A 21,102-nucleotide genomic window follows, 5' to 3' on the forward strand; every position below is an offset into this window, starting at 1 on the left:
GCTGATCGGCCGGCTGGCCGCCGCCATCGACGGGCCGATGAACGTGCTGGCCGGCGCGAACACTCCGCCGGTTCCGAAGCTTCGCGATCTGGGCGTCAGGCGGGTGACCGTCGGCAGCAACCTTGCCAAGGCGGCGATGTCTCAGGTGCGGCGGGCTGCCGATGAGTTGCGTGGACCGGGTACCTTCGAATTTGCCCGCGAGGTTTACACACAAGCCGACATCCACCGAATCCTCACCAGCCCGGGCGGCCACGGAAAGCACTGAAGGCAGGGCGCTCCCTGACTAACCAACGGCCAGCGAGCCGTCGGCGGGGCCGAGGGCGGCCACCATCTCGGGGTAGGACGCGAGCCCGAAACGGCTCTCCATCGCCTCGCGCCAAATGCCGTCCAGGGCTGCCCGCACGTCCATCGGCAGCCTGTCCACGTGGTCGCCCACCCGGCCGCCCCTCAACTTGGACGATGCGCCTCCGGGCGGCAAGCCGTTGGCGGCATTTCGCGCGGCGCGCAGCACGTGGTCGTCGAACCGAGTTCCGTGCGCCTTCATGAATCCGATGGAGGATTGGCGGACGACGATCTCCAGCAGCTCGTCGTCAATCGGACAGCCAATGAACCCGGCGATGCGCCGCACCGTTCCGGGCACGTCCGCCAGGGCCGACTCGTAGCTCAGCATCAACACGTCCTCGCGGCCACGTTGTGGCCACCACGAGGCCACGTGTTTCCAGTAGCCTCGGTCCCGCTCCGGCGCCAGAAAGAAATTCCGGGAGTAGTCCTCCAGGGTGATGGCCCCGGCCTCGAAACGCCAACCCTCGTGGAAGTGATACATGGACACCAGCACGTCCCCGGGGTCCCGCACCATGGAAATGTAGCGGCCCCCCTTGGGGACGTCGTGCCAGCTCAGGTGGCTCTTGAACGCGCGCGGCGCCGCGACCTGAGGCGCATCAGGATCGATGCCGAGATCCAGCGCCAGCTCGAGCCACGGCACCACCAAAGTGATCTCCTCGAAGTCCATTGAACCCCGGGTCCTGAGCCCGTGGACGATCTGTTGCAGCCAGGTAGTGCCGCACTTGGGGAAGGTGGCGATGAAGACATCGGTGGGCTTCGGACGAAACGCCAGCGCCGCGGCCCGGCTGGCCGCGCTGCCGATGCCGCCCCGGAAGGAGATCATCTCGGCGACCGAGCGGGCGCGCCTGAGAACAGGGGACACGCGGCTCATTTCGTGTTTCATCACGCGCTGAACGGCGTTCCGGACCCGGAAACGTCACCAGTCCTTGTTGATGAACGCCAGCAGCCGCTCGGCGCCGTCGCGCTCCTGGAACTGCGCGTGCAGGCGCCGGCGCATGTTGTCCACTTCGCCGCTCTGCAGGCGCTCGTAGAGCTGTCCGCGTTTGCCGAAGGGCGTCATGACGAGGTCCGCCGCCACCGCCAGCAGCCGCAGGTGCTCGCGCGTGCTCGGCGCGCAGCCGCGGAAGTAGCGCTCCACCACCGGCCCCAGCTCACCGTCGACCAGGTCCGAGCCGCCGCCGGTGAGCACCAGCGAGCTGGTGAGCAGGCTCTCCATGTTGCGCTCGGCCCGGTCCGACGCCTCGATGCTGTGGATCCGGTAGGCCGGGCTCAAAAGCGGCGCCCAATGGCCTCCGGCCGTGCGGTACCCGCGGTTCTCCGCGATCTCCACGCAGTCGCGCTGGATCTCCAGGTCCTTGATGAAGGCCGCCAGCCCCAACTGCGAGTTGGGGGTCTTGTGCCGGCCGGACCACTCGGTGAGCAGTTGCGCCACGCCGAGGAAGGTCTCCAGCTTGGTGATGAGGCGCACCATGGTGGCGTATTGCGCCCAGGTCTGGATGTTCCGGTGGAAGCCCGCCACCAGCTCCGGCGCCTTGTAGGCAAAGACCCGCTCCCACGGCACCACCACGTCCTCGAACACCAGGGTGGCGTCGATCTCGTCGAACCGCGTGGTGAGCGGGAAGCGTTCCGGGTCGGCGTGCTCGGCGTAGAGGTCCCGGCAGATGATCTTGAGGCCGGGGGCGTTCATGGGGATGGCGAAGGCGATGGCGTAGTCCGGCTCGTCCGCGTCGCGCGGGCGGATGGGGTAGACCAGCGCCTCGTCGGACAGCGGCGCCAGGGTGGCGAGGTTGCGCAGCCCCCGGACCACCGGCCCCTCCGAAGTCTCGCCGATGATGTGCATGACCAGGTCCGGGTCCTGCTGCTCGCTCACGCGCTTGGAGTGGTCGTAGAACTGGTCCGTGAGGGCGTGGGTGAGGCACAGGTCGCCGGCGATGCAGTGCCGGTAGTAGGCGCGGGCGTTCTCGCCCCAGCGCGGGTCGTGGGCGGCCAGGGTGTCGGCGAAGTCCAGCATCCCCACCACCAGCTCCGCGCAGAACTCCGGGTAGCGCCCCATCTGGCCGTAGGTCTCCCGCGACCACAGCTCGATGTTGCGTCGCTTGGCCTGGAGGTCGCCGGCGTCCACCGGCGGCAGGTAGCTGCAGGAGATGCGTGCGCCGTCGCGCTCGACGCTCATGGTGTCGCCGTCTTCCGCCGACGCCTGCCGGTCGTACAGGTCCGCCAGGGTCTTGATGGTGCCGGTGAAGCCGGGATGGACGGTCACGTCCTCGATGCGTTTGCCGGCGTGCCACACCTCGCGGCCGTCGCGCAACGACTCGATGTAGTTCCTGCCGGATCGGATGGCCATAACCCTGATCTCCTGACGAAACCCGCGCCCGCGGCTTCGGTGCGCGAACCTGTTCGATCGTTTTCGTGCTGAACGAGAAGCCGCTATGAAGGATGGGGCGAGCGCATGCCCGTTTCCGTCACACCCGTCATGACACCCTGGCTCAGAGACTTCATCGACAACCGCGTCTTCGGCCCCAACCACCGCTGGTGGGCACTGTGGGTGGTCGTGGTCTCCGTCTTCATCGCCACCACGGATGTCGGCATGCTTACCATAAGCCTGCCGGTCATCATAACCGAGTTCCGCGCGGATATCACTTTCGCCGGCTGGATCGTATTCGTCTACGCGCTGGTGACGGGTGCTCTGTATCTTCCTTGCGGCCGGCTGTCGGACCTCCTCGGACGCAAGCTCACTTTCTCCGCCGGTTTTCTGGTCTACGGCGTGGCCTCGGCCCTGGCGGGTATGGCCAACGGGCCCACCCACTTGATGGCCTGCCGCGTAGGTCAGGCCGTGGGCGCCGCGCTGATGATGACCAACACCTTCGCGCTCACCGCCAGCCTCTTCACCGGTGCCGACCGGGGCCGCGCCATGGGCCTTTCCGGCGGCCTCGTCTCCGCCGTCGGCTTCACCCTCGGCCCCGTGGTGGGCGGGTTCATCACCTTCACGCTGGGATGGCGCTACATCTTCTTCATCTCCAGTGCGCTGTCTTTCGTCGGCTTCGCCGCGGCCCGCTTCCTCCTGCTGAACGACCGGGACACGGGCAAGAAGGCGCAACGGGAGCCCTTCGACTTCGCCGGCGCCGCCCTGTTCGCCGTCGGGCTGACGTTCCTGCTGCTGGGCATTACCCGGGGCGGCCTGGGCTACTGGGGGCTCGTGTTGAGCGCCGTCTTCCTGGGCCTGTTCGTCTGGCGGGAGGCCACCTGCCCCTACCCCATCCTCGATCTCGCGCTGCTGCGGATCGTGCCCTTCGCCGCGGGCAACATCGCGCGCCTCTCCACCTTCGTGGCCCTCAGTACCAACGAGCTGATGATGCCGTTCCTGCTCCAGCTCGTGCTGGGCATGGACCCGCTGGAGGCCGGCGGCCTGATGACCGCCATCGCCCTCGTGCTCATCGTGGTGTCGCCGTCGGCCGGTTGGCTCACGGACCGCATCGGCTCCACCGTTCCGGCCGCCGCCGGCGGCGCCGTGGTGGCCGTGGCCATGTATTCCATGAGCTTCCTGGGCCAGGACTCCACGCCGGCGGAGATCGTGCCGCGACTGGCCCTGCTGGGCGTGGGCCTGGGGCTTTTCCAGACCCCCAACAACCACGGCCTCGTCAGCTCCGTGCCGCCCGAGCGGCTGGGCATCGCCTCCTCGGTCATCTCCATCATCCGCAGCGTGGGCCGCTCCCTGGGTACCGCCACCGCGACGGCGTTCGTGGGCATGCGCCTGGCGGCCGTCAGCAACGAGTCCGGCCCGCAGGACCTGGCCGCGTTGAATCTCGCGGAAAACCCGCGCCTCCTGGAGGCGTTCATGGAGGGATACGGCTACGCCTACATGACCGCGGCGTGCCTGGGACTGAGCGCGCTGGCGTTCACGCTGATCGCGGCGACGGGAAGAGGTGCCGACACGCGCAAACGGGGCTGAGACGGTTACGGGCTGGACAGATGGGGAAGGCTGAACGGGTCAGTCGAGGGCGAGCGCGAATCGAATCGCCCTTGCTACGTGTTCCATCTTGCCTGCCGGAAGGCTCGTGACCAATGCCCCAAGTCTTCCGCGCGCAATCGTCTGCAGGTGATCGCAGTTCACGGCGCAGTCTCGCGGCATGCCGTCGTCCGCGGACAAGGTACCTCGCTGGGGGTTCCGCGAACCGTGGTGGTGACGGGAGCGACCGTGACCTCGCCCAAGCTCGCGATGATCGAGTCGCGCGTGAGGACGAGCACGGGCCGGCGCTTGTCCTGGCGAGCGAAGCGGTACCAGCGGATCTCGCCCCGACGCATCACTCGTCCTTCCATGGGCCGTCGCCCCAGGCGTGGTCCTGTTCCGGTATGCCGAACTCCTGATTGGAGGGAGGTTTTTCACGGTAACCGGCTCTGTGAAGCTCCTCCAGTTCCGCCTCCTCGTAGCGCTCCAACGCGGATCTCAACGCTTCACGCGTAAACCCCGATCGGGTGGTGCCGAGGCGCTTTGCTCGCCTATCGACCCGCTGCACAAGGTCAGCATCCATCGTCAATTGTATGGTCCTCATAGCTATAATTCACCCTATCAGCATCACTATACAACTCCTGCTGCACACCACCGACGCGCCGTCCATCAGGCCCATCGAACTTCACACCCCCCGAGTCGTCATTCCCGCGGAAGCTGGAATCCAGGGGCGGGGCTAAGAACTGCCAGTGTCCGGATTGACGAGAGCCTGGGCATGCCCGAGAAAACCGGGGCGTGCTACGAGGACCGGGCCTCCGCGAGCCAGATCGACCTCGGCGAACGCCGACCGGCAGCCGGCCTCATCGCATATCACCAGCCCCGCGGCGAAGTCCCAGCTATTGAGGTGGGCTTCATAGTAGGCGCCGGCCAGACCCCGTGCCACCAGGGCGAGGCTCAGCGCCGCCGAGCCGAGCCGCCGGTAGTCGTGGTCGGACCTCGCGATGCGGTCGACGAGATCCAGGTACGCGGCATGATCGGTGCGGTTCGAGCGGCCCAGAAGGATCAGGCTGTGGTGCTCCGCCGCGTCGCCGACCTTCATCGGAACGCCGTTGAGGCTGGCCCCTTCGCCGCGAGCCGCCACATAGAACTCGTCCCGGTCCGGGGCGTAGATCACGCCGAACTCGATCCGGCCCTTCATCGCGAAACCCACCGAGATCGCCCACAGGTCCAGGCCTTCGGCGAAGTTCGTCGTTCCGTCGATGGGATCGATGATCCAGAGGCGCTCCCCCTCCTCCGCCGTCCCTAGTGTCTCCTCGGCGAGGATGGCGTCACATGGAAAGGCTCCACGGATGGCCTCCAGGAGCCGCGCTTCCACCGCGAGGTCGGCGTTGGTCACCCAGTCCTGCTTGCCCTTCTCGGAGACCACCAGGGAAGACTGTCGCAGTGACCGCGCCAGGGAGCCAACTTCACGGACGACGGCTTGGGCGAGCTCGAAGCGGGATGTCAACGGGTTTCGTGCGATCATGATGAGTCCCTGCGCCGGAACGTGTCTCTCTCACGCCGAACCACGACGCGCGCTGAAATAGGTCACTTCCCGTCGACCAGCCGTACCTTGTCGACATCCATCACGGACAGCCTGTGGCCCGTGGCTTCAGCGTCCCCCGGGCGATAAATGCCGATCTTCAAATGCGGCTCACCGCAAGCGCGTTGTCGGTGGATGGTCTTGTTGTCAACGACCTTCTTGCCATCAAGATACAGGTCATAGGATCTCGCGGGGTTGAAGTCGAACCGAACACTCACCCATTTCCCGAGGACTTCCTCGACAAAGAAGCGCTTTGTAGCGCCCAGAAGGTACCCACTGCTGAACTTCACCATGACCAGAGGGCCCCCTCGGCAACCGCTGACCGATTGGTGCAATTGCAGAAAGTCCTCCCGGTCGTTGTCAAAGCCCTTTACGAACCTCACCCTATAGGTCAGCGAATAGTCGTGGTCCTTCTCCAGAGTGGTCGTCTGCTTGATTTCCGCCCGCTCCCAATAGAGCGCTCGGGACCTGAAGCGGTTGTCGCTGCGGCATCCCCCCACCTGCCCGTTCTTCAGGGTGAAACGCAGGAACCGCTCGCCCTTCTCCCGAAGCCATTGCGTGGACGCGTATTCCGGAAGATCACAGTTCTCATAGAACGTGACGTTCCAGTCCCTGTCCGTGTATGCGGTCTTGCTGGAATAGTCGAAGCTCCGGCCGGGAGTGTAGTCGGCCGAGGCGACGTGGGTCGCGGCCAGGAGCACGGCGACCGTTATGATGAGACTTCTCATCTTCCTTCCCCCTGTCGGGGCGACCTATGCACGGAAATGGTGTGCCCGCACTAGCTCTCGCCGGTATCTCGAAGGGGTTCGTCGAAGTGACGCACACGGGCCAAGAGTTCCTCTCCCGGGTGCCCGGCCGCGGTGGTTTGCCATCCGACGAAATCCGGGCGCCGCTCGAAGAAGACGAACACCATGCCATCCCTGGCCGGTCCGGGTTGCAGCCCCCGGTCGACCCGCCAGCCGCGTGCGCCACCCGAGTGCAGAGCGGCGGACGGTGCCGTGAGCCCAAGTGCGCCGCCGCTCCGAGAGCGATCCGCTTCGCGCTGGCAGCCCTGCCAACTAGCCCGGCCGCCGGTCAAAGTCTCCCGCGCCAACTGCGGTTGCAGCGGCGGCGGATCACCGATCTCGACCGCCCAAAGAGCCCGGCGAACCGTCGCCAAGTCCTCCGGATCGGATATCTCCTCGTGACGAAGAAACTCCGCCCAGGCGCCGTCGGCCGTATCGGTGAAGTAGTGGGTCAACTGGCCCGGCATATTCCATCGACCCGCTGGCTGTGACGAATCTTCTCGCAGGAACGGGAAACGAGGATCGGCGTGTCGAAAGACGATCACGTCGCGGGCGACGGTCCGATAGAGGCCGCCAGTGCACGGACTTGGCGAGGTCCGTCGTCGTGGGGTTCCCAGGCGCCTACCAGTAACTGGGCGGGAGTATTCCCGTTCAGCAGCTTGCGCGGACGGTGGAACCAGCGCCTGACTCCGACATCGTTGTACGCGCCCGCGAGATCACCCACCACGAACGCAAGAAAATGGAGACGGGCCGCGACCCCGTCAGGCGTGCTCCGTTCGCCGGCGAGATAGCGACGGCCGCTGGAAGCCGAGATCCCGATGAGTTCAGCCATCGACTCCAGCCCCAGGTGGCGTTCGACGGCCCGCCACTCCCGGTCGGGAACCGGAGACCCGTCGAGCGCCGCACTTATCTTCTTGAACAGGACACACAACTGCTCGGGATCGGTGTTCGCGGCCGCCTCAAGCTCCAGATTCAGCCCCCGAGCAATCCCGGCATCGGCCAGTCCCTTCCCCAATCCCCTCATGGCGGTCTGGTCCAAACGCGCGATTTCGCCGGACAGCAAGCCCATTGCATGAGCGCGAGCCAACGCCTCAATCGCCGTGGCCGCCACCAAGGGATCCTCGAACGGACTCGTATCGGATTGTTTTTGGACCCTTGCCATAGTCCAAATGCTACCCGAAAACGGCAGCTTGTCAATCCATCAAGTACGGGGCGCACCACAGGAGTGTCCTCCCGTATCCGTGCTACAGCCCGTAGAGCCGGCGGGCGTTGTCGCTCAGGATCTTGCGCTTGACGTCCTCGGAGATGTCGGCGCGCTCGCGGAAGACCTTGATGGCGTCCACGTCGCTGGAAACGTCGGTGTGCCCGTAGTCGGTGCCGATGACCAGGCCGTCCTCGCCGCTCTCCTGCACGATGTAGGCGAGATCGTCGCTGTTCTCGCAGGTGACGAACATGCCGAACTCCGCCATGGGGTTGTCCGGCCACTCCCGTCCCAGTACCCGGCAGCGTTTCTGGACCTCGTGAAGCATCCAGGGCACCCACTGGGCGCTGGCCTCGATGAAACCCCAGCGCAAGTCCGGAAACACCTGCGGGATCTCGCTGAGCACAATGTCGCTGAAGGCGCCCACGGTGGGCACCCGGAAACGGTGGAAGTTGGCTGCATTGGACACCGGATGGCTGCAGAGGTCGTTGAACCAGGGGCTGCCGTTGGCGATGTGGATGGCGATGGACAGGTCCAGCCGGCTGGCTTCCTCGTAGATGGGGTAGAAGTAGGGGTCCACCAGGAGGCGGTTGCCTTCGTACGGCCGCATCAGCACGGCGCAGGCGCCGTGCTCCTTGCCGAAGCGGACCTGGTCCAGGGCATCGGAAATGCTGAGCGTGGGCGCCAGGCACGACCACCGCAGCCGCCCGTCCGACTGGGACCAGATGTCCGCCAGCCAACGGTTCCAGCTCCCGCACAGGGCCACCTCCACCGGGGCGCGGTCGGTGACCTGCTCGATGAACATGGTGTTGTGCAACACCTGGACGTCCACCCCGGTGTCGTCCATGTGCTCCAACCGGAGCCCCACGTTGCCCAGTTCCATGGACTCGTCGGCGTCGGCGAACTTGCGGCCCACCTGCCGTTCACGCTCCCGCAGCGCTTCCTCCGAGAACGCGGGGAAACGGAAACCCTTCACCTTGCCGTCCACCACCCAGAACTGCTGGGTGACGCCCTGTTCCGCCGCCGCCGCCAACGGCACCGGGCGGTACTGGCGATCGGAGGGGTCGAGGTAGTCCCAAGTGTGTTCGCATTCCACCACGTGGGCGTCGGAGTCCACGATCAGGGGGTTTCCGTTGGCAGTCGCGGTCATGGCTTTGCTCCTTCGGGTCGATGTGCTCTACAACGCGTACAACCGCCGCGCGTTGTCGCTCAGGATCTTCTGCTTCACGTCCTCGGACAGGTCCGTGCGCTCGCGGAAGACCCGGATGGCGTCCACGTCGCTCGACGTGTCGGTATGGCCGTAGTCGGTACCGATAACGAGGCCGTCCTCGCCGGCCTCCTGCACAATATAGGGCAGGTCGTCGCTGTTCTCGCAGGTCACGAACATGTTGAAGGCTTCCATGGGGTTGTCGGGCCACTCGCGGCCCATGGTCCGGTAGCGGTTGCGGACCTCGTGCAGGATCCAGGGCACCCACTGGGAGCTGGCCTCGATGAAGCCCCAGCGGAGCTTCGGGAACAGCTCCGGGACCTCGCTGAAGAGCACGTCGGCGAAGCCTCCCACGGTGGGGATGCGGAAACGGTGGAAGGTGGCTCCCAACCGCACCGGATGGCTGTAGAGGTCGTTGAGCCAGGCGCTGCCGTTGGCGATGTGCACGGCGATGGACATATCCAGACGGCAGGCCTCCTCGAAGATGGGGTAGAAATACGGATCCACCAGCATCCGGTTGTTCTCGAAGGGCCGCATCAGCACCGCGCAGGCGCCGTGCTCTTTGGAAAAGCGGATCTGGTCCAGCGCATCGGACATGCTCAGGGTGGGGGCGAGACACGACCAGCGCAGGCGCCCTTCGGACTGGGACCAGATGTCCGCGAGCCAACGGTTCCAGCTTCCGCACAGCGCCACCTCCACCGGCGCCCGCTCGGTCACCTGCTCGATGAACATCGTGTTGTGCAGCACCTGCACATCCACGCCGGTGTCATCCATGTGTTCCAGGCGGAGCCCCACGTTGCCCAACTCACGGGCCTCCTTGGCCTCGGCGAACTTGCGGCCCACCAGATCCTGGCGCCGCTGCAATTCCTCCTCGGAAAACGCCGGGAAGCGGAAGCCGCGCACCTTGCCGTCCACCAGCCAGAACTGCAGCGAGGCGCCGTTCTCCTCCGGGGACGCCAGCGGCACCGGCCGGAACTGCTTCTCCGAACCCTCCAGGTAGTCCCAGGTACGGTCGCACTCCACCACGTGGGCGTCCGAGTCCACTATCAACGACGTTCCGTTGGCATCTGCGCTCATGGCCTGCTCCTTGGGGGTCCGGGGACCCGTGTTCCGGCGGGTGCCGCACACCCGCACCGGTTCCAGACAATCGTTCTACCGTACAACCCTTTTACTGCAACTCGGCGAAAAAGTCGTTGCCCTTGTCGTCCACGATGATGAACGCGGGGAAATTCTCCACGTCGATCTTCCAGACCGCTTCCATGCCCAGCTCGGGATAGTCGAGCACCTCCACGCGCTTGATGTTGTCCTTGGCCAGTATCGCCGCCGGGCCGCCGATGGAGCCCAGGTAGAACCCGCCGTGCTTCTTGCACGCGTCGGTCACCTGCCGCGAGCGGTTGCCCTTGGCCAGCGAGATCAGGCTGGCGCCGTGGGACTGGAACAGCTCCACGTAGGAGTCCATGCGTCCCGCGGTGGTGGGGCCGAAGGAGCCGGAGGCGTAGCCCTCCGGAGTCTTGGCGGGTCCGGCATAGTAGACCACGTGTTCCTTGAAGTAGTCCGGCAGCGGTTCGCCCGCGTCGAGGCGCTCCTTGAGCCGGGCGTGGGCCAGGTCGCGCGCCACCACGATGGTGCCGTTGAGGGACAGCCGCGTCTTCACCGGATGCTTCGACAACGTGGCGCGGATCTCGTCCATGGGCCGGCTCAGGTCGATGCTCACCACGTTGTCCGCGTCGTCGTCCTCCTGGACGTCCGGCAGGTACTTGGCCGGGTCGGTCTCCAGCCGCTCCAGGAACACGCCGTCGCGGGTGATCCTGGCCTTGGCCTGCCGGTCCGCGGAGCAGGACACGCCGATGCCCACCGGACACGACGCGCCGTGCCGCGGCAGCCGGATGACCCGCACCTCGTGGGTGAAGTACTTGCCGCCGAACTGCGCGCCCACGCCCATCTCGTGGCTGATGGCCTGCACCTTGGCTTCCAGCTCCAGGTCGCGGAATGCCCGGCCATACTCGTTGCCGGTGGTGGGGAGGCTGTCCAGGTAGCGCGTGCTCGCCAGCTTGACGGTCTTGAGGTTGAACTCCGCGGACATGCCGCCCACCACGATGGCCAGGTAGTAGGGCGGACAGGCCGCGGTGCCGATGGTCTTGATCTGCTTCTCCAGGAACGCCACCAGCGAGGCCTCGTTCAGGAGCGCCGGCGTCTGCTGGTACAGGAACGACTTGTTGGCGGAGCCGCCGCCCTTGGTGATGAACAGCAGCTCGTACGCGTCGCCCGGGGTGGCGTACAACTCCACCTGGGCCGGCAGGTTGGTGCGGGTGTTCTGCTCCTCGTACATGCCGAGGGGCGCGAGCTGCGAGTAGCGCAGGTTGGTCTGGGTGTAGACGTCGTAGACGCCCGCGGAGAAGGCCTCCTCGTCGTTGGCGCCGGTGAAGACATTCTCGCCCTTCTTGCCGATGACGATGGCGGTGCCCGTGTCCTGGCACGCCGGCAGCACGCCGCCGGCCGAGATGTTGGCGTTCTTGAGCTGCTGGATCGCCACGAAGCGGTCGTTCTTCGACGCCTCGGGATCCTCGAGGATGGCGCGCAGCTTGGCCAGGTGGCTCGGCCGGAACAGGTGAGAGATGTCGTGGATGGCCTCGGCCGTGAGCTTCCGCAGCACCGCCGGATCGACCTTCAGAATGGTACGGCCGTCCACCTCGATCTCGGACACACCATCCTTGCCCAGGCCGCGGTATTCCGTGGTGTCGTCGCCGAGTTCGAAGATGGGTTGAAACCTGAAATCTGACATGTAGCGGGATCTCCTTGAGGGCTTGGTCTGGAAGTCGAAGTATACCCAATCCCTTGACGGCAACGCAAAGTCACGTATGATTCCTGCAACGTCGCCACGGCGGCATCGAGAAGAAGCATCAAGGAGTTTCCCACCTCATGAGCATACGCGGCAACACGGCGATCGTCGGCATCGGCGAGACCCCGGTGGACCGTCTGGGCCGGCGCCCGGGCGAGCGCCGCCGGACCATACCGGAGTACCTGACCTGGGCGGCGCGCCTGGCCATGGAGGACGCGGGCCTTACGCGCAAGGACTTCGACGGCCAGGGGCTGGCGGCCATCTACACCACCAACTACCTGCAACCCTTCTGGCCGGAGGAGACGGCGTCGATCCTGGGCATCACGCCGGCGCTGTCCATGGCCAACGCCAACGGCGGCGCGGCCACGGTGTCGGCGCTGGGGCAGGCCGCCGCGGCCATTCAAGCGGGGTTGGTGGAGCGCGTCCTGTGCGTGGCCGCTTCGTGCACGTTCGTGGAAAACCACAACGGCGTCGAGCCGCGCGACGTGCGGGACTTCGAGGTGCCCTACGGCCTCATGGGCGCCAACAGCGGCATCGCCCTGGTAATGCGGCGGCACATGCACGAGTACGGCACCACCCTGGATGCACTGGGAAACATCGCGGTCACCGCCCGCCACCACGCGACGCTCAACCCCAACGCCTATCTCAGGAAGCCCATGACGCTGGAGGACTACAAGACCTCGCGGATGGTGGCCGACCCCGTCCGCCTGCTGGACTGTGTCATGCCGGCCAACGGCGGCAAGGCGTTCATCCTCACCTCCGCGGAACGGGCCGCCGACATGCCGCGAAAGCCGGTCTACCTCATGGGCTTCGGCGAGCAGGACAACCCCAGCTACGGCCCCCGCACCCACTCCGACGCGACGATCATGGGAATCAGGGACGCGGGCGCCCGCGCCTTCGACATGGCCGGGGTCACCGCCAACGACATGGACTTCGCCCAACTCTACGACGACTACGTGATCATCGAGATGATGCAGATGGAGGACCTGGGCTTCTGCGAAAAGGGCGACACGAAGTATTTCGAGTCCACCGACTTCTCGTTCAAGGGGACGCTTCCCATCCAGACCGGCGGCGGCATGATCAACTGCGGACAGCCGTCCACCTGCGGCGGCATGATCCACATCCTGGAGTCGGTCACGCAACTTCGCGGCGACGGCGGCGAGCGGCAGGTGGCGGGCGCGAGCGCCGGGCTCTGCACCGGCCTCGGCGGCCTCCCCTACGGTAAGAACCTCGGCTCCACCGCCGTGGCGATTCTCAGCAACGACAACGGATAGACACCATGGCTGAAGCACGAACCGAACCCCGACGCCCCCTCCCCGAGATCACCGAGCTGACCGCGCCCTTCTGGCAGGCCGCCAAGGACGGGCGGCTCGTGATGCAGCGTTGCCGCGCGTGCGGCGAATTGACGTGGTGTCCGCGCCCGTCGTGCGTCGAGTGCGGCGGCGAAGACCTCGAATGGGACCAGCTCAGCGGACGCGCCACGGTCTACACCTTCACCGTCATCCGCCAGTTGGCGGGCCGCGGCGCCCGCGCCTTCGAGAAGGACATACCCTACGTCATCGCCTGGGTGGACCTGGAAGAAGGCCCGCGCTTCTACACCAACATCGTCGAGTGTCCGGTGGACGACGTCGAGATCGGCATGCCGGTGGAAGTGGTGTTCGATCCGGTCAGCGACGACATCAGCCTGCCCAAGTTCAAGCCCCGTTCGTAGGCTGTGTGCGAGACTCCTGACGCAACGACGCACCGGCTACGTCATTCCCGCGGAAGCGGCGGCGTCAAGACTCCGCTCGGACAGGTAATTGCGGAGCCCCCTCGAGTCGTCATTCCCGCGCAAGCGGGAATCCAGGGGTGGGGGGCGGGGAAACGCCGCTGTAGTGCCCCACCACCGCCCCTGGATTCCCGCTTGCGCGGGAATGACGACTCGAGGGGGCTCCGCCTCATCAGTCTTGACACAGCCTGGGAAACGGGAATCCAGGCTCGAACACCATGCTAGGCAAGCCAGCGCGCTTTTGCTAATCCACACCCATTACCCCATCCCTCAACCCGGAGGACGCCAATGGCCGTCATCGATGCCGATACCCACGTGGACGAGACCGAGGATACCTGGGCCTTCTTGCGCGACGGTGACGAGGCGCTGCGCCCCACCACCGCTTACCCCAAGGGCCAGGACGCCAGCAACGCGAAGATGCGCTACTGGATGATCGACGACAGGCGGCAGATCCGCTTCGTGCGCACGGACGAGGAGACCCACACCACCGTGGGTGCGCGCGAGTTGATGGACGTGCACCGGCGCCTGGAGGACATGGACCGCATGGGCGTGGACTTCCAGGTCATGTATCCGACCCTCTTCCTGGTGGAGTTCACCGAAAAGGCCGAAATCGAGCTGGCGCTCAGGCGCAGCTACAACCGCTGGATGGCGCAGCGCTGGGAGGATTCCGGTGGGCGGCTGCGCTGGGTCTTGCTGCCGCCGACCCAGAACATGGACGCGGCCCTGGACGAGCTGCGCTTCGCCAAGGAACACGGCGCCTGCGGCGTGCTCAAGAAGGGCGACCGGGAGGCGGGTGTGTGGGCCAACGACCCCTACTTCTTCCCGCTCTACGAGGAAGCGCAGAAGCTGAACCTGCCCATCTGCTTTCACACGGGCTCGGGCGTGCCGGACTTCACGCCCGCGCGCGAGTTCACCTTCAGCCGTTTCTACCGCATCCTGCTGCCGGTGGTGCATGCGTTCCAGTCCCTGATCGTGCACGGCGTGCCCGACCGCTTCCCCGAGCTGCGCTTCGGCTTCATCGAGGCCACCGCCTCGTGGGTGCCGTTCGTGCTCTACGAGATCCGCCGCCGGCTGGAGAAGAACAAGGAACGGCCCACCAGCGTGCTGCGCTCCACCATGGAGATCGAGGAGATGCCCGAGGACATCCTCAAGCGCAACCGCATGTACGTGTCGTTCCAGGTGGACGAGGACCTGGACTACCTCCTCAAGCACACCGGCGAGGACAACCTCCTGGTGGGATCGGACTACACGCACAACGATTCCGCGCAGGAGATGGACTTCCTCGGCCTGCTCAAGCAGCGCGCGGACAAGGGCGACCTCTCCCCCGCGGCGGTCACCAAGATCACACAGGACAACCCGACGGCCTTCTACGGCATCTGACCTTGCCGGCGGCGAGGGTTGCGCATCGGCGCCAGGAGAGATCGGATGAAGGAATCCCCGGACAGACCGCTGGGTAACGACGAATTGGAGAAGCGCCTCTTTCCGGGTCCGGGGCTGCCCGGAGGCGGGCAACTCGACGTGCGCGTGGAGGTGTCGCCGCTGCATCCGGACCCCGACGTCCGCGAGGTGGCGCGCGGCTACCGACCCTACAATATCGACAGTTGGCACACCGAGTGGACCCGCATGGCCGAGAAGAACGAGGTCCTGGCCGCGGGGTTCGAGGACGAGGGTCGTCACGTCACGGCCCACGACTTCTACCGGCGGGCGGCCGAGTTCCACCGGCGCGCGCTGGTGTACATGCCGGACGCCGACCCGCGCATGATGCGGAGCCACTACAAGCTCAAGGAGACCTTCGACAAGGCCTGGAGCCTGGTGACGCCGCCCTTCGAGCGTCTGGAGATTCCGTACGAGGGGCATCTGCTCGACGCGCTGTTCTACCCTGCCCGGGGCAAGACGGGCACGCGCTTCCCCGTGGTGTACAACTACGGCGGCGCCGACGGCATCCTGCTGCGCGGGCTCGAGGGCGACGCCGCCCAGTACGTGCGCCGGGGCATGTGCTTCATCGACGTGGACGGCCCGGGGCACGGCGCCACCCTGCGGGAGAAGAAGCTCTATGCGCCGCCCGACTCGGAACGAGTGGCCAAGGCCGTCATCGACTACCTCGTGACGCGCCCGGACGTGGACCCGGACCGCATCGGGCTTCACGGCTCCAGCATGGGCGGCTACTCGGGACCTCGCTGCGCCACCGAAGAGAAACGCATCAAGGCCGTGGCCGTGTGGAGCGGCGCCTACAACCTCGTGGAAGACATCTTCGACTTCTACCCGCCGATCCAGGAGCGCCTGCGCTGGCTCATGGGCGCCAGGGACCTGGCCGACGCGCGCGAGCGCATCAAGGAGTTCACGCTGGTGGGGCGGGCGCAAGCGATCGAGTGCCCGTTGCTGGTGGGCTACAATCACGACGACCGGGTCATGGACCCGCGCGGCGCGGTCCGGCTGTACGAGAACGCCGTCAACGCCCCGCGGGAACTGCTGGACGGCGTGGGGCACGGCGAGAAGCGCTTCGACCGGCGCACGTTCATCGTGGACTGGTTCGCCAAGCAGTTGGGGGCGTGATCCCCCGCATCCGTCATTCCCGCGGAAGCGGGAATCCAGGAGTGTCTCAAGAACCGGAGGACGACATGCTGGCCATCGACGCCGACGCTCACGTGATCGAGACGGAGCACACCTGGGACTACCTGGAGGGTCGGGACAAACGCTTCCGGCCGGTCCCGGTGACCGTGGACATGCCCGAAGGCGGCACGCGCAACTTCTGGGTGATCAACGGCAAACTCATCGGCGGGCGCGACAACATCGGCCTGGACACTCCCAAGGAGTCCCGCGACATGGCCGACATCGACGCGCGCCTGAAGCACATGGACGAGATCGGCACCGACGTGCAGGTGCTCTACCCCACCCTCTTCCTGCGGCCGGTCACCGACCGCGCGGACGTGGAGCTGGCACTGTGCCGTTCCTACAACCGCTGGCTGGCGGACGTCTGGGAGGCGGGCAAGGGACGGCTGCGCTGGGCGGTGCAACTGCCGCTGTCGAGCATGGACGAGGCCCTGGAGGAGTTGCGCTGGGCGCGGGAACACGGCGCCTGCGCCGTATTCATGCGCGGCCTCGAGACCCATCATCCGCTGCACCACCCCTACTTCTTCCCTCTGTACAAGGAAGCCGCCCGCCTCGACGTGCCCATCGGCGTCCACTCGGGCATCGGCAACGCCGCCGTCTCGGAAGCCTTCGGCAACGACCCGTTCCGCACCGCCAAGCTCACGGTGATCGGCGCGGTCCACTCCATGGTCATGCGCGGCATTCCCCAGCGCTTCCCCGACCTCCGCATCGGCGCCATCGAGGTGGCCGCCCAATGGGTCCCGCACGTGGTCCGGGACATCAAGCTGCGCAACCGCAAGAACGGGGTGGACTCCGCCGATGATCTGCTCCGGCACAATCGCCTCTACGTCGCCTGCCAGACGGACGACGACCTGCCCTATGTGATCGAGCACGCGGGCGAGGACATGATCATGATCGGCTCGGACTACGGACACAATGACAACGCCAGCGAGCTGCTGGCCCTCAAGGGCCTGCGGGAAAAGGGCGAGGTGGTGCCCCACGTCATCGACAAGATCCTGTACGAGAACCCGGCACGGTTTTACGGGCTGTCGGATCCGAAGGGAGATCGGCCGTGAGCGACGCATTCGACCTGCTTCTGGTCAACGGAACCGTTATCAACCCGGCCGCCGGGCCGCGCCAGGCGCTGGACGTGGGCATCACGGACGGCCGCATCGCCGCCATGGGCAAGGACCTCCCGCGGGACGGCGCCAAGCAGGTCCTCGACGTGGACGGCTGTTTCGTGACCCCGGGCCTCATCGACTTCCACGTGCACAGCTACTGGGGCGTCAACCCCTACGGCACCGAGCTCGACGCGGTGTGCGGCGCCAGCGGCGTCACCACCGCCGCGGACGCGGGGTCGGCCGGCCCGGTGAACTTCACGGGGTTCCGCCACTTGGTGTACCAGCAGGCGCGCACGCGCATGCTGGCCTTCGTGGCGGTGGCGCAGCACGGAGTCCTCAACGTCCCCGGAGAGCTCGAGAACCTCGCTTTCGCCGATCCCGAGAACGCCGCGCGCACCGTGCGGGAGAACCGGGACGTGGCGGTGGGCATCAAGATCCGGCTCCACGTCAAGTCCGTGGGACAGAACGGCCGGGAGGCACTGCGCATGGCGGTGGGCGCCGGCGAGGCCTCCGGCTCGCCGGTGATGGTGCACGTGGGCGACACCGGCATTCCCATGGAAGAGATCGTCGAGACACTGCGCCCGGGCGACATCGTGACGCACTGCTACACGCCCAAACAGCCGGCCATCGTGGATCCGGAGGGCCGCCTGCGCCCCGCGGTTCTGGAGGCGCGGCGGCGCGGAGTCATCTTCGACGTCGCCCACGCCAACGGGCACTTCGACTTCGACCTGGTGGCCCGGGCCATGGACCAGGGCCTCCGTCCGGACATCATCAGCACCGATCTTCACCGAATGAGCGGCAGCGGCCCCGTGGTGGACCTTCCCACCACTCTGACCAAATTCCTGATGCTGGGACTGGAGCTGGACGAGATCATCGCCGACTGCACCGTGAACGCCGCCCGCGCCATCGGCTGGCACGACCGCATCGGCGTGCTGGCAGTCGACCGCGAGGCCGACGTGGCGGTGTTGGAGGTGGTGGACGAGGAAGCCGCGCTGGAAGACAGCGTCGGCAACCGCCGCACGCACGGACAACGCATCGTCGCCCGCCACACCATCCGTGCCGGCGTTCTTTCAGACACGTAAGCCGATTTCGTGACGCACCGCACCGTGTTTGGCGCGAGCCGCGAGCACTGGTAGTGTTGCGGAACGTGGCTTGATCGACGACGACTTGGTGGCGTTTCATTCTCGCGCCACTGTTTCGCGAAGTCGTCCCGGAGTGTGACCCCCATGAACGAATGGATTTTCCGCTATGAGGGCTATGACCCGGCAAAACAAGGCTTGCGCGAGGCCCTGTGCACCCTGGGCAATGGCCGCTTCGCCACCCGCGGTGCGGCTGAGGAGGCCGCGGCCGGTGAGGTGCACTACCCTGGAACCTACCTGGCCGGGTGCTACAACCGCCTGGAGACCACGGTGGGCGACCGCGTCGTGGTCAACGAGGACCTCGTCAACCTGCCCAACTGGCTGTGCGTGAATTTCCGCCTGGAAGACGGCCCATGGTTCGACCTCGCGGCCGTCGAGATACTCGCGTACCAGCAGGAGATCGATTTCCGGAACGGGCTGCTCACGCGCCGCATCCGCTTTCGCGACCCGGAGGGCCGCACCAGCTTCATCCGCAGCCGCCGGCTCGTGCACATGCGGCAACCGCATCTGGCGGTGCTGCGCTGGACCCTGCTGGCGGAGGACTGGTCCGGCAACATGACCGTGAGGTCGGCGCTGGACGGCGCGGTCATCAATGGCGGCGTCGCGCGCTACCGCCAGCTCAACTCCAAGCATCTGGAGACCCTGGAAAAGGGACGCGTCGGGGAGGACGGCGTCTACCTGGTGGTCCAGACCAACCAGTCCCACATGCGTCTGGCACTGGCGGCGCGCACGCGCCTCTTCCGCGACGATGAGCACGAGGCCGTCGAACCGCGCATCCTCGAGGAACCGGAAAGCATCACCCAGGAATTCACCGTGACCGTGGGCCGGAAGCACGTGGTCACCGTGGAAAAGACCGTGGCCCTCTACTCGTCGCGGGACCGGGCCATCGCCGAATGCGGCCACGCCGCGCGCGTGGCAGTGTCCGCCTCCGGCCGCTTCGTGGAGACGCTGGAGGCCCACGCGCGCACGTGGCATTCCCTGTGGCGCCGCTGCGACGTGGAGTTGCCTTCACGGCCGGAGGAGGAGAAGATCCTGCGCCTGCACGCCTTCCACATGCTGCAGGCGGCGTCCCCGAACACCGTCGGCCTCGACGCCGGCGTGGGCGCCCGCGGCCTGCACGGCGAAGCCTACCGCGGCCACGTTTTCTGGGACGAGTTGTACTTCCTGTCCTTTTACATCGCGCGGCTTCCCGAGATCGCGCGCGCGCTCCTGCTGTACCGGTACCACCGGCTGGACGGCGCGCGCCGCGCCGCCCGCGAGGAGGGCTGCGCCGGCGCCATGTACCCATGGCAGAGCGGCAGCGACGGCAGCGAGGAAACCCAGAAGCTGCACCTCAACCCCAACTCCGGACGCTGGCTCGAGGACAACAGCCACCGGCAGCGGCACGTCAACATCGCCATCGTCTACAACGTGTGGCGCTACTACAAGACCACCGGCGACCGCGGATTCCTGTCCCGTTACGGCGCCGAGATGATCCTGGAGATCGCGCGCTTCTGGGCCAGCCTGGCGCGGCAGAACGAAAACACCGGGCGCTACGAGATTCACGGTGTCATGGGCCCGGACGAATACCACGACATGTACCCCGGCGCCGACACCGGCGGCCTGCGCAACAATGCCTACACCAACGTGATGGTGGTGTGGGTGCTGGAACGCGCCCTGGCGGTGCTGGAACTCCTGGGCGCGGGGCGCAGGGCCGAGCTGGCCGAGGAGATCGGGCTCAAACCCGACGAGGAGGAGCGCTGGCGCGAGATCGCGCGCAAGATGACCGTGCCGTTCCACGGCGACGGTGTCATCAGCCAGTTCGAGGGCTACGACGCGCTCAAGGAATTCGACTGGGACGGCTACCGCGAGAAGTACGGCAACATCGAGCGGCTGGACCGCATTCTCGAGGCGGAAGGCGACTCCCCCAACCCCTACAAGGTGTCGAAGCAGGCGGACCTGCTCATGCTGTTCTACCTGCTGCGCACCGACGAGGTACAGGCCCTGTTCCGCCGGCTCGGATACGAGCTCGACGACGACGCCATCCGCAAGACCGTGGACTACTACAGCGCCCGCACCTCCCACGGCTCGACCCTGAGCCGCGTGGTGCACGCCGCCGTGTCCGCACGCTCCGACCCGGAGGGGTCCTGGCGCTACTTCACGGAAGCGCTGCGGAGCGACGTCGCCGACATCCAGGGCGGCACCACGCCGGAAGGTATCCACATGGGCGCCATGGGCGGCCTCGACGACGTCCTGTTGCGCCGCTACGCCGGCATCGAGACCATGGGCGAGACCCTGAGCCTCGACCCCTGCCTGCCCGACGAGTTGCCCGGACTGCGCTTGGCCATCGTCTACCGCGGGCGCCGGGTGGCGCTGGACCTCACGCGCGAGCGCGTGCGCATATCACTGGAGGATGATTCCCCGTCCCCGCTGGAAGTATTGGTCCAGGGGACAAGACATTCGCTGGAGTCGGGGGACACCGAGATTCCGTTGAGCCCGCGCGTTGCCGTGTTCACGCCTGGAACTTGATCGCGATCGAACGCCCTTCACGCTTGACTTCGGACACGACGATTTCATATCGTCGTCCGACGCGGACCGCAAAGG

20 protein-coding genes are annotated in these 21,102 nt (G+C 66.4%); 9 read left to right on the top strand and 11 right to left on the bottom strand.

What is annotated here, in order from left to right:
- On the top strand, positions 1–265 hold a 265-nt coding region (locus OXF11_13585; GenBank protein ID MCY4488128.1), incomplete at its 5' end, for an isocitrate lyase/phosphoenolpyruvate mutase family protein.
- 18 nt (positions 266–283) lie between these two features.
- Here OXF11_13585 and OXF11_13590 read toward each other — a convergent pair.
- Both OXF11_13590 and OXF11_13595 read right to left on the bottom strand, forming a co-directional pair.
- Positions 284–1,213, bottom strand: a complete 930-nt coding sequence (locus OXF11_13590) for a sulfotransferase domain-containing protein (protein ID MCY4488129.1) — start codon at positions 1,211–1,213, stop codon at positions 284–286.
- A 45-nt stretch (positions 1,214–1,258) separates the two neighbouring features.
- Positions 1,259–2,686 (bottom strand): hypothetical protein, encoded by a 1,428-nt coding sequence (locus tag OXF11_13595; protein MCY4488130.1) that lies wholly within the window; start codon positions 2,684–2,686, stop codon positions 1,259–1,261.
- A gap of 105 nt (positions 2,687–2,791) precedes the next feature.
- Here OXF11_13595 and OXF11_13600 point away from each other — a divergent pair, with 105 nt between their 5' ends.
- Positions 2,792–4,291: an MFS transporter gene (locus tag OXF11_13600; protein ID MCY4488131.1), complete on the top strand. Its 1,500-nt coding sequence runs from the start codon at positions 2,792–2,794 to the stop codon at positions 4,289–4,291.
- 158 nt (positions 4,292–4,449) lie between these two features.
- Here OXF11_13600 and OXF11_13605 read toward each other — a convergent pair whose 3' ends face one another.
- The 9 genes from OXF11_13605 to OXF11_13645 form a co-directional block, all read right to left on the bottom strand.
- The gene (locus tag OXF11_13605; GenBank protein MCY4488132.1) at positions 4,450–4,644 is read right to left on the bottom strand and encodes a type II toxin-antitoxin system PemK/MazF family toxin; all 195 of its coding nucleotides are present in this window, start codon (positions 4,642–4,644) and stop codon (positions 4,450–4,452) included.
- Positions 4,644–4,871, bottom strand: coding sequence for a ribbon-helix-helix protein, CopG family (locus tag OXF11_13610; GenBank protein ID MCY4488133.1), 228 nt, complete (start codon positions 4,869–4,871; stop codon positions 4,644–4,646). The genes OXF11_13605 and OXF11_13610 overlap by 1 nt, the downstream gene beginning before the upstream one ends.
- A gap of 153 nt (positions 4,872–5,024) precedes the next feature.
- Positions 5,025–5,813 carry an inositol monophosphatase gene (locus OXF11_13615; protein ID MCY4488134.1) on the bottom strand — a complete coding sequence of 263 codons (789 nt, stop codon included), beginning with the start codon at positions 5,811–5,813 and terminating at the stop codon, positions 5,025–5,027.
- A 62-nt stretch (positions 5,814–5,875) separates the two neighbouring features.
- Positions 5,876–6,598, bottom strand: a complete 723-nt coding sequence (locus OXF11_13620; protein ID MCY4488135.1) for a heparin lyase I family protein — start codon at positions 6,596–6,598, stop codon at positions 5,876–5,878.
- 50 nt (positions 6,599–6,648) lie between these two features.
- Complete coding sequence (locus OXF11_13625) at positions 6,649–7,122, bottom strand: hypothetical protein (protein ID MCY4488136.1); 474 nt, start codon at positions 7,120–7,122, stop codon at positions 6,649–6,651.
- Positions 7,123–7,196: 74 nt separating this feature from the next.
- A complete protein-coding gene (locus OXF11_13630) occupies positions 7,197–7,817 on the bottom strand; it encodes a hypothetical protein (GenBank protein ID MCY4488137.1) in 621 nt (206 codons plus the stop codon).
- An 82-nt stretch (positions 7,818–7,899) separates the two neighbouring features.
- Positions 7,900–9,006, bottom strand: a complete 1,107-nt coding sequence (locus OXF11_13635) for an amidohydrolase family protein (protein MCY4488138.1) — start codon at positions 9,004–9,006, stop codon at positions 7,900–7,902.
- A 27-nt stretch (positions 9,007–9,033) separates the two neighbouring features.
- Entirely contained in the window at positions 9,034–10,140 is a 1,107-nt protein-coding gene (locus tag OXF11_13640; protein MCY4488139.1) for an amidohydrolase family protein, read from the bottom strand.
- Between the two features lie 91 nt (positions 10,141–10,231).
- The gene (locus OXF11_13645) at positions 10,232–11,845 is read right to left on the bottom strand and encodes a fumarate hydratase (protein MCY4488140.1); all 1,614 of its coding nucleotides are present in this window, start codon (positions 11,843–11,845) and stop codon (positions 10,232–10,234) included.
- Positions 11,846–11,982: 137 nt separating this feature from the next.
- On the opposite strand from OXF11_13645, the gene OXF11_13650 reads away from it, so the two are divergent.
- From OXF11_13650 to OXF11_13680, 7 genes are all read left to right on the top strand, one after another.
- Positions 11,983–13,176 carry a thiolase family protein gene (locus tag OXF11_13650; GenBank protein ID MCY4488141.1) on the top strand — a complete coding sequence of 398 codons (1,194 nt, stop codon included), beginning with the start codon at positions 11,983–11,985 and terminating at the stop codon, positions 13,174–13,176.
- Positions 13,177–13,181: 5 nt separating this feature from the next.
- On the top strand, positions 13,182–13,613 hold the full coding sequence (locus OXF11_13655) for a Zn-ribbon domain-containing OB-fold protein (protein ID MCY4488142.1): 432 nt from the start codon (positions 13,182–13,184) through the stop codon (positions 13,611–13,613).
- Positions 13,614–13,958: 345 nt separating this feature from the next.
- Entirely contained in the window at positions 13,959–15,050 is a 1,092-nt protein-coding gene (locus tag OXF11_13660; protein ID MCY4488143.1) for an amidohydrolase family protein, read from the top strand.
- A 45-nt stretch (positions 15,051–15,095) separates the two neighbouring features.
- Entirely contained in the window at positions 15,096–16,223 is a 1,128-nt protein-coding gene (locus OXF11_13665; protein ID MCY4488144.1) for an alpha/beta hydrolase, read from the top strand.
- A 65-nt stretch (positions 16,224–16,288) separates the two neighbouring features.
- Complete coding sequence (locus OXF11_13670) at positions 16,289–17,335, top strand: amidohydrolase family protein (GenBank protein MCY4488145.1); 1,047 nt, start codon at positions 16,289–16,291, stop codon at positions 17,333–17,335.
- Complete coding sequence (locus OXF11_13675) at positions 17,332–18,462, top strand: amidohydrolase/deacetylase family metallohydrolase (protein MCY4488146.1); 1,131 nt, start codon at positions 17,332–17,334, stop codon at positions 18,460–18,462. The genes OXF11_13670 and OXF11_13675 overlap by 4 nt, the downstream gene beginning before the upstream one ends.
- A 144-nt stretch (positions 18,463–18,606) precedes the next feature.
- Complete coding sequence (locus OXF11_13680; protein MCY4488147.1) at positions 18,607–21,027, top strand: glycoside hydrolase family 65 protein; 2,421 nt, start codon at positions 18,607–18,609, stop codon at positions 21,025–21,027.
- Positions 21,028–21,102: the final 75 nt, after the last annotated feature.

Source organism: Deltaproteobacteria bacterium, assembly GCA_026712905.1.
Classification (GTDB): domain Bacteria; phylum Desulfobacterota; class Binatia; order UBA9968; family JAJDTQ01; genus JAJDTQ01.